15 protein-coding genes are annotated in these 12,866 nt (G+C 59.5%); 3 read left to right on the forward strand and 12 right to left on the reverse strand.

Annotated elements, in window-relative coordinates; genetic code table 11:
* Positions 1–443: 443 nt before the first annotated feature.
* From ABIE52_RS01475 to ABIE52_RS01485, 3 genes are read right to left on the reverse strand one after another with little or no spacing between them, the layout of a single operon-like run.
* Positions 444–1,163 carry a metallophosphoesterase family protein gene (locus ABIE52_RS01475; RefSeq protein ID WP_198538451.1) on the reverse strand — a complete coding sequence of 240 codons (720 nt, stop codon included), beginning with the start codon at positions 1,161–1,163 and terminating at the stop codon, positions 444–446.
* On the reverse strand, positions 1,160–1,423 hold the full coding sequence (locus ABIE52_RS01480) for a BON domain-containing protein (RefSeq protein WP_108912739.1): 264 nt from the start codon (positions 1,421–1,423) through the stop codon (positions 1,160–1,162). Before ABIE52_RS01480 ends, ABIE52_RS01475 begins: the two co-directional genes overlap by 4 nt.
* Positions 1,424–1,457: 34 nt before the next feature.
* Entirely contained in the window at positions 1,458–2,075 is a 618-nt protein-coding gene (locus ABIE52_RS01485; protein WP_108912738.1) for a nucleotidyltransferase, read from the reverse strand.
* A gap of 647 nt (positions 2,076–2,722) precedes the next feature.
* Here ABIE52_RS01485 and ABIE52_RS01490 point away from each other — a divergent pair.
* Positions 2,723–3,775, forward strand: coding sequence for an NAD-dependent epimerase/dehydratase family protein (locus ABIE52_RS01490; RefSeq protein WP_192713038.1), 1,053 nt, complete (start codon positions 2,723–2,725; stop codon positions 3,773–3,775).
* 16 nt (positions 3,776–3,791) lie between these two features.
* Here the strand turns inward: ABIE52_RS01490 and ABIE52_RS01495 are convergent, their stop codons facing one another.
* A complete protein-coding gene (locus ABIE52_RS01495) occupies positions 3,792–4,094 on the reverse strand; it encodes a DUF3349 domain-containing protein (protein WP_192713181.1) in 303 nt (100 codons plus the stop codon).
* Positions 4,095–4,384: 290 nt separating this feature from the next.
* Here ABIE52_RS01495 and ABIE52_RS01500 point away from each other — a divergent pair, with 290 nt between their 5' ends.
* Positions 4,385–4,849: a DUF4383 domain-containing protein gene (locus tag ABIE52_RS01500; RefSeq protein WP_080910719.1), complete on the forward strand. Its 465-nt coding sequence runs from the start codon at positions 4,385–4,387 to the stop codon at positions 4,847–4,849.
* 70 nt (positions 4,850–4,919) lie between these two features.
* Entirely contained in the window at positions 4,920–6,404 is a 1,485-nt protein-coding gene (locus ABIE52_RS01505) for an FAD-dependent oxidoreductase (RefSeq protein ID WP_192713037.1), read from the forward strand.
* Positions 6,405–6,441: 37 nt separating this feature from the next.
* Here the strand turns inward: ABIE52_RS01505 and ABIE52_RS01510 are convergent, their stop codons facing one another.
* From ABIE52_RS01510 to ABIE52_RS01545, 8 genes are all read right to left on the reverse strand, one after another.
* Positions 6,442–6,654, reverse strand: a complete 213-nt coding sequence (locus tag ABIE52_RS01510; protein ID WP_192713036.1) for a hypothetical protein — start codon at positions 6,652–6,654, stop codon at positions 6,442–6,444.
* A gap of 204 nt (positions 6,655–6,858) precedes the next feature.
* Positions 6,859–7,362 carry a TspO/MBR family protein gene (locus ABIE52_RS01515; protein ID WP_372507624.1) on the reverse strand — a complete coding sequence of 168 codons (504 nt, stop codon included), beginning with the start codon at positions 7,360–7,362 and terminating at the stop codon, positions 6,859–6,861.
* 156 nt (positions 7,363–7,518) lie between these two features.
* A complete protein-coding gene (locus tag ABIE52_RS01520) occupies positions 7,519–8,076 on the reverse strand; it encodes a type 1 glutamine amidotransferase domain-containing protein (RefSeq protein ID WP_192713035.1) in 558 nt (185 codons plus the stop codon).
* 46 nt (positions 8,077–8,122) lie between these two features.
* Positions 8,123–8,311, reverse strand: coding sequence for a hypothetical protein (locus tag ABIE52_RS01525; RefSeq protein ID WP_029538629.1), 189 nt, complete (start codon positions 8,309–8,311; stop codon positions 8,123–8,125).
* Positions 8,312–8,395: 84 nt separating this feature from the next.
* Complete coding sequence (locus ABIE52_RS01530) at positions 8,396–9,232, reverse strand: glycosyltransferase family 2 protein (RefSeq protein WP_192713034.1); 837 nt, start codon at positions 9,230–9,232, stop codon at positions 8,396–8,398.
* A gap of 1 nt (position 9,233) precedes the next feature.
* The gene (locus tag ABIE52_RS01535) at positions 9,234–10,241 is read right to left on the reverse strand and encodes a glycosyltransferase (RefSeq protein WP_080910713.1); all 1,008 of its coding nucleotides are present in this window, start codon (positions 10,239–10,241) and stop codon (positions 9,234–9,236) included.
* Positions 10,241–11,365: a glycosyltransferase family 4 protein gene (locus ABIE52_RS01540; protein ID WP_080910712.1), complete on the reverse strand. Its 1,125-nt coding sequence runs from the start codon at positions 11,363–11,365 to the stop codon at positions 10,241–10,243. The genes ABIE52_RS01535 and ABIE52_RS01540 overlap by 1 nt, the downstream gene beginning before the upstream one ends.
* Positions 11,362–12,414 (reverse strand): glycosyltransferase, encoded by a 1,053-nt coding sequence (locus tag ABIE52_RS01545; RefSeq protein ID WP_070160372.1) that lies wholly within the window; start codon positions 12,412–12,414, stop codon positions 11,362–11,364. Before ABIE52_RS01545 ends, ABIE52_RS01540 begins: the two co-directional genes overlap by 4 nt.
* Positions 12,415–12,866: the final 452 nt, after the last annotated feature.

Here is a 12,866-nt window from a genome sequence, read left to right on the forward strand (position 1 = left end):
TCCACAGCTCCGCCAATGCTACTCTTCGCTGGAAAGATGAGCTCCACAGTACCTTTCGAGGTCTTTCGAGACCTGTGCGTGCTCGCACAGAAGACTGGCTACGCCGTACGGAACCATCTCTTCGACATATTCTCGTTGACAACCGGGAACTCCACGGTCGAGAACCCTCAGTGCCACCGCCTCAGCACGCTCTCGTCCAGTGCCGTGCTACCGCAAAGTTTCGATCGGATCGGCGGGCGGAAGTCGGGCAGATTCGTTGCCACTCGGGATATCCGCTCGTGGTCCTTCACGTCGCGCTCGGTTCAGCACATGGGAGAGTAGATACTTCGCGTGAAATCGAGCAGTCAGAGGGCTGGTTTCGCAGGGGCCCCGACCTGGTGTTCCCATTCAGATCGAAGGGTGCCTGTTCGGATATTCGACTCGACAAATTACGGTCCAGTACGTCAATCGGGCCGACCAAGTCCGTATACCGTGTAAGCGGCGCGGATGACGGGTTGCGCGACATTGCGAACCCGTACGCCTCCCGGCGTCGTTCCACGCTCACATCCCGCGTGAGCGTGACCGTGCAGGGCGAGATCCAGATGAAACTCGTCAATCGGCTCCCCAAGTAGATAGGACCCGAGGAACGGATAGATTTCAGGCGGCTCTCCATGCAAGGTGTCACTGACCGGCGAGTAGTGCAACAAGGCAATTCGGACGTCAGCTTCGAGTTCGGAGACGGTCGAGCGGAAGCGGTCCGCCACCTCGACGGTATGCCCCGCGAAGTTCTTCATCTGAGGTTCGCCGAACACACTGGCGCATTTTCCCGCGAATCCCCCACCAAATCCCTTTGTGCCGGCGATCCCCAATGTCTGCCCATCGATATCCATCGTGACCGATTGTCCCTCCAAAACTGTGATACCTCGCCCCACCAAAACTGCTGTGACATCTTCAACCGCATCACTGTGGTAGTCGTGATTGCCGAGCACGGCGATCACAGGAACGTCGAGTTCGCCGAACTCGTCAGCCACGACCTCAGCCTCCTCGGCTCCGCCGTGACGGGTGAGATCGCCCGCGAGCAGTAGCACGTCCGCATGAATCGACACCTTCTCGAGAGCCGGGCGCATCTCTCCCCGGGAGTCCACACCGAGATGGATGTCACCGACCGCCGCAATGCGTATCACGTCAAGTCCTCGCATTCAGGCTGGGGTTCCGCAGAGCTCACCACGTGGATGTCGTTGTGCACCTGCACGTCCGGATAAATCTCCGCGACGATTGATTCGAGTTCGTGCTTACGATGCTGCGTGCTCACTTCGCCACTGAGATGAACGGTCTCTCCTCGAATCGATACCCTCACACCAAGTTCAGAGGTTCGGGGGTCCTCCGCGAAGACTCGTCGAATGTGAGCCACCACATATTGAGGCAGCCGAGATTCGAACTCCATCGCATCCTCCTAGTCGGCTCGTTACGCCTCTGTCCTACGAGGACTTCGGCGAGGCAATGGACAGATCGTCGAGCAGGCCCAGGAACGCCCGTGCATACGGAGACGATTCGGTCTTGTCTGCCACCTCTGACCAGTCGACCTGCTCACGCAAGTCCCTCGCGATTTGGAGCATCGGAACAAAATCACATCGGTGAGCGTCGAGGACGTTCAGTTTGTCGATCATCAGGTCCGTCGCGGTAACCACCGGAGCGTGTGCTGAACCTATTCGCATCCGTGGCGCACGCGCGAGCAATTCGTCTGTGATTTCACGTCCTGACGCGGAGAAGATCAGGTCAACGAGAATGTCTCCGTCATAGGCTTTGACCAGCCAGTCCTCCGGTGGGTCCACCCGTCTCATGCCGTTCTGTTGCAGTACTGCAAGTGCTGGGGCGACGTCGGTCCGCCGCAGAAAAATATCAACGTCGTGACCCGAGGGCGGTCCGCCCCGCGCGTAAACAGCGCAGCCTCCGGCAACGGCGAACGGGATCTCGGCGTGGGTCAGCGAATTAACCACACGTGTCAATGTCTGCAACAACTCGTCCATCGACACAGTGTTGCGCGGTGGGAAGTACTCGACCGGCGGTGGCCGGTGCCGAGTCGGTTCGGTGGTCATTCATGAGCGATACCCGATCCTGACTTTGTAAACCGGCTACGGGCAGCGCAGCTTTCGGTCACGATCGCAGCGTGAGGCCGTGAGACGGTTGGCATGCAGCTATCGCCCCATTGGGTAGCCCGAACCCCATCAGTACCGTGACAGATCTCGTCGATGTCAACGTTCCTGGGCGTACCGCGTACGACCAGTGACCCATATTCGGGCCGATTCCCACCTCATCTCAGGGGTACGTGAGATGAGTCAAGACGATGTGTCACACATTGGATCGTCGAGATATGAAGCCAAGTGGGAGAATTCGACGCCCTCATCGCCGGACAGCACCCTTCCGAGCCCGTTCCATGGAAATCCGGCGCAGGTCCAACCACGCTGAGGTGATCACCTTCCACCGTTTGGACGATCGCCGGACGCGGGTGACAGCACGGATGGAATCGACCCGACCGATTCTGGAGGACGTCGCCGAAGAGGTCGGAATTCGCTCCGTGGCGTCAAGACCGACATAGAGAACTTCAAGGTGCTCATCGAGTTGTGGACACGAAACAGGCGTCCGGCGCTGGAACATCGAGCCCGGCCTCGATTCGCCCCGACGGGGCCTGATTGTCCCTCTGTTAGGTCGTTTACGACGTTCCACCTCGGGTACTGCCCGATCTATGAGCGGATTACGGGTCGTGGTCACGGGTGCAACGGGCAATGTCGGTACCAGTGTCATCAAAGCACTGAGTGCGGTAGAAGGCGTCGAATCGGTTTTAGGGTTGTCGCGTCGTCCTACCGACTGGACTGTACCCAAAACACGGTTCGCTGTCTCGGACGTTCGTCGTGACAACCTCGAGTCGCACTTCGAGGGCGCGGACGTAGTGATCCACCTGGCCTGGCTGTTTCAACCGGCGCGACGTCCCGAAATCACCTGGGAGAACAACGTCTCAGGGTCGTTGCGAGTGTTTCGTGCGGTCGCCCAGACGGGTGTCCCGGCATTGATCCACGCATCCTCGGTCGGAGCATACTCGCCCGGGCGCAATCAACCGGCGGTATCGGAGGACTGGCCGACACACGGGTGGCCTGGGGCTTCTTACCCCCGCGAAAAGGCTTACCTGGAAAGGTGTCTCGATATATTCGAAGACCGTCACAGGACCCGCGTCGTACGCATGCGTCCAGCATTCATATTCCAGAAGAGTTCCGCCACGGCTCAACGACGGTTGTTCGCAGGTCCGTTCCTGCCCGGCTCACTTGTCAGTAGTTTCTGGATACCGGTCTTGCCGCAGCTTCCTGCGTTGTCAGTGCAGGTGGTTCATTCATCCGATGTCGCCGACGCCTACGTGGCAGCGACTTTGGGCGAGCAGCAAGGCGCATTCAACCTGGCAGCGGATCCGCCCGTCGGTATGAACACCCTCACAGATTTGTTCGACGCACGCTTGATCGACCTTCCGGAGCCCGTAATCCGGGCGGGCCTTTGGGCGGCATGGCATGCACACGCTGTCCCATCTACTCCGGGCCTCTTCGACACCGTGATGCAGATTCCGACGATGGATTGCTCGCGCGCACGTATCGAGCTGGGGTGGCTACCCACTCGAAGTCCCAGCGCCGTTCTGCAGGAATTTTTCGAGGGGCTTAGAACGGGTGCTGGATGGCACACTCCCCCACTCGCGGGTGACGGGCCTGTCGCCAGGCTTCGCGAAATCGCGACCGGACTCGGATCCCGCGCTTGAAAAGACTGCGCAACAGCTAGTTTGGGTGGAAGATGTGGCGGCTGAAATAGGTAACACGGCCTACTCCGTCACGTGGGTCAGACGGCGTCAAGGACCAACCACCTTCGTCGAGCCGACAAGACACGCGCTCTATGTCCTCCTCGGACGGTTCTTCGCGGATGGAGCCCACTACGACTTCCCGGACGCGCGCGCAATTGATGTGCCAATCCGGAGTTTCAGAAGCACGCTCGACAGAGAGCGCCACCACTTGGTCGATCTCGTCATTGCTCAATCCACGACGCAGGACGGATAGTAACGCGAAATCCTCGTTCTCAGGGATGTCCTTCGGATCGCTGCGAAAGCTCTCGAGTACGGCTCTCGATGCGTGCGCCTACCCCTCAGTTCACAGCTTCGACGCCACAGAATCAAGACAGCAAGGACGATACAACACGTGCTTCCTCGGCCTTGCACACGGCCGAGAGTTGTTTAGGCCCCGCGGTGATTGGGAATTGTCCCACGGCAGCCACACGAAAGGGTGACACGAACCACCGTAGTCGGCCACGTCTACGGAGCGTGCGTCACAACGTAAGTCGTAGGCGACAGCGGGACCGAAACAACGAGAGGAACATCATGGCACAGCGAAATTTTCGTCGCACCTATTCAGCAGTACAGATAGCCGCGGCGGCCGTGGGTGCGGTGTTTTTACTAGTCGGAATCCTCGGCTTTATTCCCGGTGTGACAACCGATTACGACATGCTGGCCGGAGCGGGTCATCATTCAGGTGCGAAGCTTTTCGGGATTTTCGAAGTCTCCGTTTTACACAACGTGGTTCATCTGGTCTTCGGTGTGGCGGGTGTGGCGATGGCTCGTATGGCTCGCACCGCACAGGCATATCTCATTGGCGGCGGAATCATCTACTTGGCGTTGTGGATCTACGGCCTGCTGATCGACCAAGACAGTTCCGCCAACTTTGTTCCGGTCAACGATGCCGATAACTGGTTGCACTTCGGACTCGGGGTAGGCATGGTGGCACTCGGATTCTTGACTCCCCGTCTCGCGCGGCGAGAAAGCCGCACGGACAGCCCGATTCGGTGAAGTCTCCGCAATTGCGACGAGATGCCGGCGGCCACGTTTCTCATACGGTAGCGATGGGCAACCGTCGGTCATGACCTCCCTGTGGCTCGAAGGGGCGCGCCCCGAGTACTCATCCGAATTCACCGAGCGCGAATACGACACCGTTGTCGTCGGGGCCGGTATGACTGGTGTGGTTACGGCTTTGCTGTTCGCACGGGCCGGTCATGAGGTGGCGTTACTCGAATCCAGGACCGTCGGAGCTGTCACAACCGGCAATACGACTGGCAAGATCAGTTTACTCCAAGGCACTCGACTTTCGAGTATTGCAAAAAAGCACTCACCGTCGGCGGTGCGCTCCTACGTCGAGGCCAATCGGGAGGGACAGCAGTGGCTGCTGCGCTACTGCGCCGACAATTCTGTAGCAGTGCAACGTGAATCAGCTTTCACGTACACCACCAGCACCGACGGAACCGTCTCCCTACGGGAAGAATTGGATGCAGCGCGTGCGGCGGGCCTCGATGCACACTGGACCGACGCGGTCGAAATACCGTTCCCGGTGGTTGGCGCGCTCCGCTTGGATGATCAAGCGCAGTTCGACGCAGTCCAGGCACTCGACGCGCTGATCCGGGAATTCGTCCGGCGGGGTGGGACCTTGCACGAAGGGACCCGGGTCAGGACCGTGCACGGCAATCGTCATCGACGTTCGGTGCATACGAACCACGGCGTAGTCACCGCTGCTCGAGTCGTGATCGCCACGGGAACACCAATACTCGATCGAGGCGGATTCTTTGCCCGCTTGGAACCACAACGCAGCTACGCAGCTGCCTTCGCAGTTCCCGGCGATATTCCACGAGGAATGTACCTATCTGTCGACGAACCGAAACGGTCAATTCGTTACGCTCCGCGCAATGACAGCAACTTGCTGCTCGTCGGTGGTAACGGGCATCCCGTCGGGCGCGCAGCATCGCCGTCACAGTGTCTGCAAGAGTTGATCGATTGGACTGGCAAGACCTTCCCCGGCGCCGAACTGACCCATTCCTGGTCTGCACAGGACTACCGGCCTGTGAACGAACTCCCTTATGTCGGGGAACTTTTGCCGGGAGATCCCTCGCTTCTCATTGCCACCGGTTACGCGAAGTGGGGAATCACCAACTCGGTCGCTGCCGCGCTGGCACTGGTCACGAGCGTCCTCGGTACCGGAGCGCAGTGGTCGGCAATCTATTCGCCGTGGGATTGGAATCAAGTATCGGGAGTGCCCCATGCTGTTCGGGTCAATGCTGAAGTGGCTGTTCACCTAGCGGGCGGCTGGGTAAAGCCTTTGTTCGATCGACTCGCGCGCAAGAACCCGGGATCCGACAGCCATGGCCAGGTCGTATGGGAAGGGCTTACGCCTGTTGCCCGAAGCACTGTATGCGGAGTGACGCAGGAGGTGTCCGCGGTATGCCCACATCTCGGCGGCATCGTGAGTTGGAACGATGCCGAACGATCTTGGGATTGTCCGTTGCACGGATCACGCTTCACCGCGAGCGGTGAGCTTCTGGAAGGTCCTGCAACCGAAGATCTCTCACCTTCGTGAGCTGGATCGCCCTCAGCTCATTCCACGGCCTCTCGCTCTAACAGGCATGGTGCTTTCGGACAGTTCCGCGATACCCACCATTCTGCAATTTTGTCGGATACAGCGTTCCGTCGCCAGCATATCGCTCGACCTTGACCCCTTCACTCACACCGTGATTGGCTTTCGTGGCCTCCTGGATTGCCTCATTGTCCGATCCGAAATACTCGTCGAGAGTCGAACCGTCCGGCATCGTGACCCGATAGAGGTCCATCTCGTCATCCTTGCTTCCGCATCATGGTTGGAACGGGGTACGTCGAGCCGGTTACGGCTCGCGCTTTCCTGTGAATCGTTTGCGCGCGACTACGAACGCCACTGCACCGACCAGAATAAGAATCACCAATATCTCCATGCCGGACAACTACCCGATCCCGGCTGAAGGCAATCATCGGTCCCTGAGACTCGTCCATGAGCCCAATTACCGCCGGTTCTCAAGCCAAACAGCTGTGGACAAGACCGTCGCAAATGCACACCAAAACGGGTACGGCGCCAATGCCACTCCCGCCGCTCGTCTGATCGGAAGTGTTCGTCGCGCCAACTCTGCGCTGCTTACAGTCAGGATGGCTGCGACGACGGCTGCTGTACGAAGTCGATGCGAGCGGAAGAACACCCAACTCCAGCCGGCGTTTACGAGGAGGTTGATCGCCAGTACTCGGGTGTAGTCGCGAGCGGCGGTCTCGTCCCCCTTCTCGGTGAGGCGCGCAAGAGTCAGCGCCGTGCTGACTGCGATGTCGGCGTACAAAACAGTCCACACGACGGGGAAGGCAACGGGTGGCGGCTGAAATGAGGGCTTGCGCAGCTTCTCGAACCACGCGCTTTGTGCTGGTCTCCCCGATGCAACTGAGCCGACGACGGCGGCCGCCGTCGTCATTGTCGCAGTGCGCGGTAGCCATTTCCTGAAGGAGCGGCGACTCTCGGGCATTGGTCAACTCCTGGCGCCTAATGTTTTGACGATACTTTGAAGGCACAACCACTTTGAGCGTCTTCGGCACTCCATCGGTACTCGCGTCGGGCGGTCCGCTCTTCGCCGCACGAGGTGATGATCGCGATTTTTCGTCCGATCACCATGTCAAGGGTCTCAGACAGTCGCAAGTGTATCGGTGAGTTTCGCGCAGAACGCGGGTAAATCATCGGGCTTGCGGCTCGATATCAAGGTATTCGGGCCAGAAGTACAGACCACGACTTCTTGGTCTACCCACGTGCCGCCGGCGTTCGTGATATCGGTACGCAAACTAGGCCACGAGGTCAGTGTACGACCGGCCACCACGCCAGCTTCGACCAGCGTCCACGGTCCGTGGCAGATCACTGCGACAGGCTTCCCGGCATCGAAAAAACTCCGGGCGAACGCCACCGCCTCTGGATTCATGCGGAGAAAATCAGGGTTGGCCACACCGCCCGGCAGGACGAGAGCGTCGTATTCGGACGACTCCGCCGACTCGACCACCGCGTCCACGTCGAAGACGTCAGCTTTGTCGAGATGGTTGAACGCCTGGATGGTGCCGGATTCTGTCGAAACAATCGACGGCTGAGCGTGTTCGGCAACCAAAGCGTCCCAGGGATCCGTCAACTCGATCTGTTCGACTCCCTCCGTCGCCACGAGGAATGCCACTTTCTTCCCTGCGAGTAATTGACTCATGCTTGAACGTCCTTCCTCATCTTCGTCACACCCGTTGAGCGACTGCTCAGCTGGATGCGCCCTCGGTGTCGTCGAAGAACGACCATTCGCCATCATGGTGAACTTCCATACGCCATCCCAGTTCCGAGTTGTCGGCGCGGGCATCTACAAACCAGGCATGGGCGTCGTCGGCGCTTTCGATGTCGCGCGTCGCGGTGACGTCGCCTGCAGGATTGATCACTCTGTATGTAGCCATTCGGGTCGGCTTCCCCAGTCGATGTTTTCTTAATCATCCGTCGGGATGTCGTGGTAGATCTGCACCACGGTGGTTCACGAAGCTCTAGTTCCGAATCCGCACCCAGGTTTGAAGGTCTGGTCGGTACTCCACGAGACCCCTCTCTTCGAATGCGTCGATCCATCCTTGCATCGGCCACTGCCCCCAACGCTGATGAAACACCTGCGCATTGGTCAAGATGTCGTCAAGGTGCTCGATGGGTGGATCGGACACGTGGTGGAATTGATGGTAGGCATCAGCTCCTCCGACCCAGGTCAATTTCACGCCCTTGTCTCGGGCGGACCAGGCGAAATCGGTGTCCTCTCCGCCGTACCCGCGGTATTCCTCGCAGAAGCCTTGCAAGGCAAGCCATGTCGGTACAGTGACCGCGAACGATAACGACCAGAAGAGATTGAAGTCGTCCCCGTGGAGGACCGTCCCGGCGGGGGGCGCTGGCCTTGCTGGATGTGGATTGTGCAGCAGTGCCATCTCATCCGGAGTAATCGGCGACGACAACGGCTGCGTCAAGTAAGTAACCGGTCCGCAGAACAGTGAGGCAGTAGAATTCTCCTCACTTGCCGTCTCGTGATATCGAGCGAGCAGTGTTGGCGCCGCAATGCAATCGACGTCGAGAAATACAAGCAGCTCGGCTCCGTGACATCGAGCTTTCGCTGCTCCAATGTTTCGGGCACGGGCGAGCGGAAGAGGATCCCCTTCTGGAACGTCGATTTCCACGACGTGGGCGGAGCTTCTCTCTTGCGCGACTGTGTTTTTCACCGTCTCGTCGCCCATCGCGACGATGACGTGCGAGTACGGCAGGGTCGTACTGGCAGCGAGGCCACGCAGGTGCATTCGCAAGTGCTCGTGGCGCCCGTGCACGATCGTGATTACCGCTGTCCTCACGTCAGCGGGCCGTGTGCTGTCTCGCGACTGACTCGATGACTCGCGCCGCGCGGTCAGCAGCACCCGTGGTCCGCCACTTGGACCAGCCTGCGCGATCGAGAGCCTGCGCCTGCGCGATCAAATCGGGCCAGGATTCGAGTGCCGGCCATTCCTTCAGCGTCACGGCGAGATTGTGCATGGACAGAGCTCCAGCGGTCGCGACCTGTTCTCCGAAAGGACGTTCTTGTGCGATCACGATGGCAGGCTTACCGGCGATCGCGATGTCGGCCACCGCGTTCTGGCCTGCGTGCGAGACCACGATATCGCTCGAGCAGATGTCCGGCCAGGGATCTGCAACCCACGTCCCTCCCGGCAATCCGATCCCTGTCCAGTGGAAGGAACGATGCTGCGCCGCAGCAGCTTGAACGTCAGCGTTCGAGACCGCTGATCCGCCGGCGCCGCTCAACACCACAACTCGAGGAGACAGGGAAGTGTCCACGGTCCGAGATACGCACTCCCGATCCTCGAAGCGGCTGATACCTCCCACGTAAGTCGTCTTGTGCGCATGGGGGTGGAGCCAAGTCGGGTCGTAGACCTCGTGGGGCCAGGCGGCGATGATGTGATCAGCAAGTCGATACGCGAGCTGGTGGGCGGCGTCGGTCCTGTCGCCTGGCATCGCCACTACGATGACGGGGACACCCATCAATCGAATGAATGTTGCAATTTCGACGGATACATCCACGACAACGGCATCGGGACGCGCGGTCGCTACCCAACGGGCGACTCGGGCCATCCGAGAACGTAGCCCGGTTTCGTGGATCGGTGCCCAATGAAGAGCATCGTTGGCCGTGGGGTCAACCTCGTGCGCGTCGCCGTAGTCGAGTTGCAACTGAACATGGTCGTCGAAGGCCTCCACTGCAACTGAATGGGCACTGGTGAGCGCGGTGACGTCGAGGCTCAGTTTTCTCGCGATCGACGCGGCACGGGTGAGATGGCCTCGCCCGTGATGGTGGATGTAGTAACCGATCATCAGCTTGCTCGACGCGTTGTGGCAGCGGGTGCCGCTGGGTGTGTATCGGACTGTATTGGAGCAGAGCAGATTTCGTCGTACAGTGCGACATACCGGTCCACCATTCTTCGTTCCGAACAGTGGTTCACAGCTCGCGCCCGAGCGTGCTGTCGAGCCAGCTGTTTAGCCTCGCCGATCGCGACGGACAGCGCAGCCACATCGTCGGCTGGGACCAACCGACCGCAATCCGGCGTGAGTATTTCCGGTATGCCACCCCGACTGTAAGCCACGACCGGGGTACCGCAGGCAAGCGCCTCGGCGACGACCAACCCGTAGGGCTCGTCCCACTGCGGGGTCACAAGTGCCACTGCAGACGTCCCTACCGCGTCAACAAGATCGTCAGTCATCAGATGACCGAGGTATCGAACAGAGCCGCCGAGGTGTGGTTCAATTCGCTCTCTGAAATACGTATGGTCACTGATCGGCCCGGCTAGTACCAACGGCATACCGGCTTCCCTGGCGGCCACAATCGCATGGTGTGCACCCTTTTCCGGAACAAGGCGCCCAAACCAGATCAGTCGATGCCCGCCAGGTCCCTCACTCCATTGATCGGTATCGACTCCGTTGTGCACGACCTCGACGTCGCCGGCTGCCTGTTTCCATGAATCGGCGGTGAAACGACTCACTGCAGCAAACCGGCCAGGTGACCCCCCTGCCGCGATTGCTGATTCCAGCCACGGAGTCGGCGGCGTGTGCAAAGTGGTGAGCACAGGAGCACTCAGCGTGGAAGCCATCGCCACTGGGAGGTAGTGCAGGCTGTGGTTGTGGATGACGTCGAAGCTCTCCGTATAGTCACGCGAGAGGCGGAGCATCAGGTCGAGATAGGCATGGTGTTCTTGCATGAAATACTCTGCCGGCATGGAGATGTCAGTCCTGGCCGCCGTGCTGATGCGGGCTGGACGGACATCGATCAGCTCGCAAGCGAGTTCCGGATCCGAACCATGCCCGGCGAAAAGCGTGACATCGTGGCCGGCTTTTCGCAGAGCTGCGGCCAGGTGCCATACGTGAGCTTCGAGACCGCCGGCGAACGGTTGGGTGACGGGATAGCGACTCGATGCGATCAGAGCTATGCGTAACGCGCTCATGCGAGAGCCTTTTCATAGATTTCGCGGTGAGCAGAGGCAAGAAAACGACGCTGCCTGGCACGCATTCCCACGGAAAGACGCACGGGCTCTGCCGAATACAATTCGCGAACGCATCGATCCAGCGACTCCGGGTCGAAATGATGCTCGTCGAACCCGTAGATTTTGCAGTCCTGTTGTTGTGAGTAGAACCCACAGCTGGGAGCGATGACGGATGTCCCGAGGTCGTAACATGCCTCCAGCCATCCAGAATGCGTACCAAATCGATACGGCAAGACCGAAACCGACAGAGACATCAGATATCGCCACAGCTCGTCGTCGGTGAAATACGGATGTACCACGACCTCGACACCCGGTAGATCCTCGTATTCCAAGAGTTTCTTCGACGCCTGCGGTGCATACCAGTGATTGTCGGGATCGAAGATCTCATCATGGATGTTCACCACCAATCGCGCACCGGGCAACGTCGCAATCGTCGAGCACAGAGTGTTCAACACCGGAAAGGGATCCATGTTGGGACGCAGGCTTTTCACGTGCACTCCCACGGTGAATTGTGTTCCAGGAGGCCGCGCAAGACCGAATTTGTCCAATTCGATCACATGAGGATGAGGCAGCACTGTGCATTCTCTCCCCCAATCATTCGCAACCGATGCCGCCGCCCCCGGTGTCAAGGTGATCAGGGAGTCCGCCGCCGGGATCAACACGTCCAGGATCTCGCGGTGCGGCTCGGGATCGGGATGGTGCGGATTTCGCAGGTCATGCACCGTATAGACCAAGGGGATTTCGTGACTGTGTAACTCGTGAACGATGTCCTCCATAACCTGCGGTGCGATCGCGTCGAAACCGAAGTGAACATGGAAAAGATCAAAAAGGTGATGATGCTCGCGAATCCATCCCGGATCGAGCATCACGGGAGGCCACCAGCCGCCGGGAACCTTGCGGCCATCTGCGGGGATCGGATCGTCAAGACGAACGACGCCGTCCGTTCCCATGTGCGGTGCCAGATGCCGTACGTACACGTGCGATGCAGGAACAGACGCAACCCGAATCACGTCTGCAGTTCCGGCCACGTCGTCAACTCGAACCACGTCGACTTGTGTAGACAAATCAAAATCGGTCGACAACCGATCGCCGGGACGTGCTTGCCCGTTCATCTCACTCCTTGCATCAGGTCAGGGCGCGCTCGCGCCGAAGAGACGAGAAGACGGCTGTTTCTCGCTTCAACGGCTGGTTCCTCAACCGCGATACCTCATCACCATATCGTAGATGCGTCTGTTGGATTGGGTTGAGGCGGAACGTGTTTCGTGCCGCACGCCTGAACGCGACGGGCACACTTCCCGGGGTCGACCTAGCGTTACCCATTTTTCGCGTAACTCACACAAGCGAAGAGCATCCTGCGATTTGGGCTCACCCGAAGCCGCGTTTCATGCACGCGCCTCCCCCTCGAAATCGCACTCGCCTCGGCCGCCGTGACAATCGCTTGGTGCCGGGAGCGCTCGCCAAC

This window comes from Rhodococcus sp. OAS809, from assembly GCF_040546695.1.
Lineage (GTDB): Bacteria > Actinomycetota > Actinomycetes > Mycobacteriales > Mycobacteriaceae > Rhodococcus_F > Rhodococcus_F qingshengii.

What these genes read in the sequence shown, in the direction of transcription:
- ABIE52_RS01480 (WP_108912739.1), bottom strand. Translation starts at nt 1,423, where the DNA reads ATGGAGTTCGAATCTCGGCTGCCTCAATATGTGGTGGCTCACATTCGA.
- ABIE52_RS01485 (WP_108912738.1), bottom strand. Translation starts at nt 2,075, where the DNA reads ATGACCACCGAACCGACTCGGCACCGGCCACCGCCGGTCGAGTACTTC.
- ABIE52_RS01490 (WP_192713038.1), top strand. Translation starts at nt 2,723, where the DNA reads ATGAGCGGATTACGGGTCGTGGTCACGGGTGCAACGGGCAATGTCGGT.
- ABIE52_RS01520 (WP_192713035.1), bottom strand. Translation starts at nt 8,076, where the DNA reads ATGAGTCAATTACTCGCAGGGAAGAAAGTGGCATTCCTCGTGGCGACG.
- ABIE52_RS01505 (WP_192713037.1), top strand. Translation starts at nt 4,920, where the DNA reads ATGACCTCCCTGTGGCTCGAAGGGGCGCGCCCCGAGTACTCATCCGAA.
- ABIE52_RS01525 (WP_029538629.1), bottom strand. Translation starts at nt 8,311, where the DNA reads ATGGCTACATACAGAGTGATCAATCCTGCAGGCGACGTCACCGCGACG.
- ABIE52_RS01535 (WP_080910713.1), bottom strand. Translation starts at nt 10,241, where the DNA reads ATGATCGGTTACTACATCCACCATCACGGGCGAGGCCATCTCACCCGT.
- ABIE52_RS01540 (WP_080910712.1), bottom strand. Translation starts at nt 11,365, where the DNA reads ATGAGCGCGTTACGCATAGCTCTGATCGCATCGAGTCGCTATCCCGTC.
- ABIE52_RS01500 (WP_080910719.1), top strand. Translation starts at nt 4,385, where the DNA reads ATGGCACAGCGAAATTTTCGTCGCACCTATTCAGCAGTACAGATAGCC.
- ABIE52_RS01515 (WP_372507624.1), bottom strand. Translation starts at nt 7,362, where the DNA reads ATGCCCGAGAGTCGCCGCTCCTTCAGGAAATGGCTACCGCGCACTGCG.
- ABIE52_RS01510 (WP_192713036.1), bottom strand. Translation starts at nt 6,654, where the DNA reads ATGGACCTCTATCGGGTCACGATGCCGGACGGTTCGACTCTCGACGAG.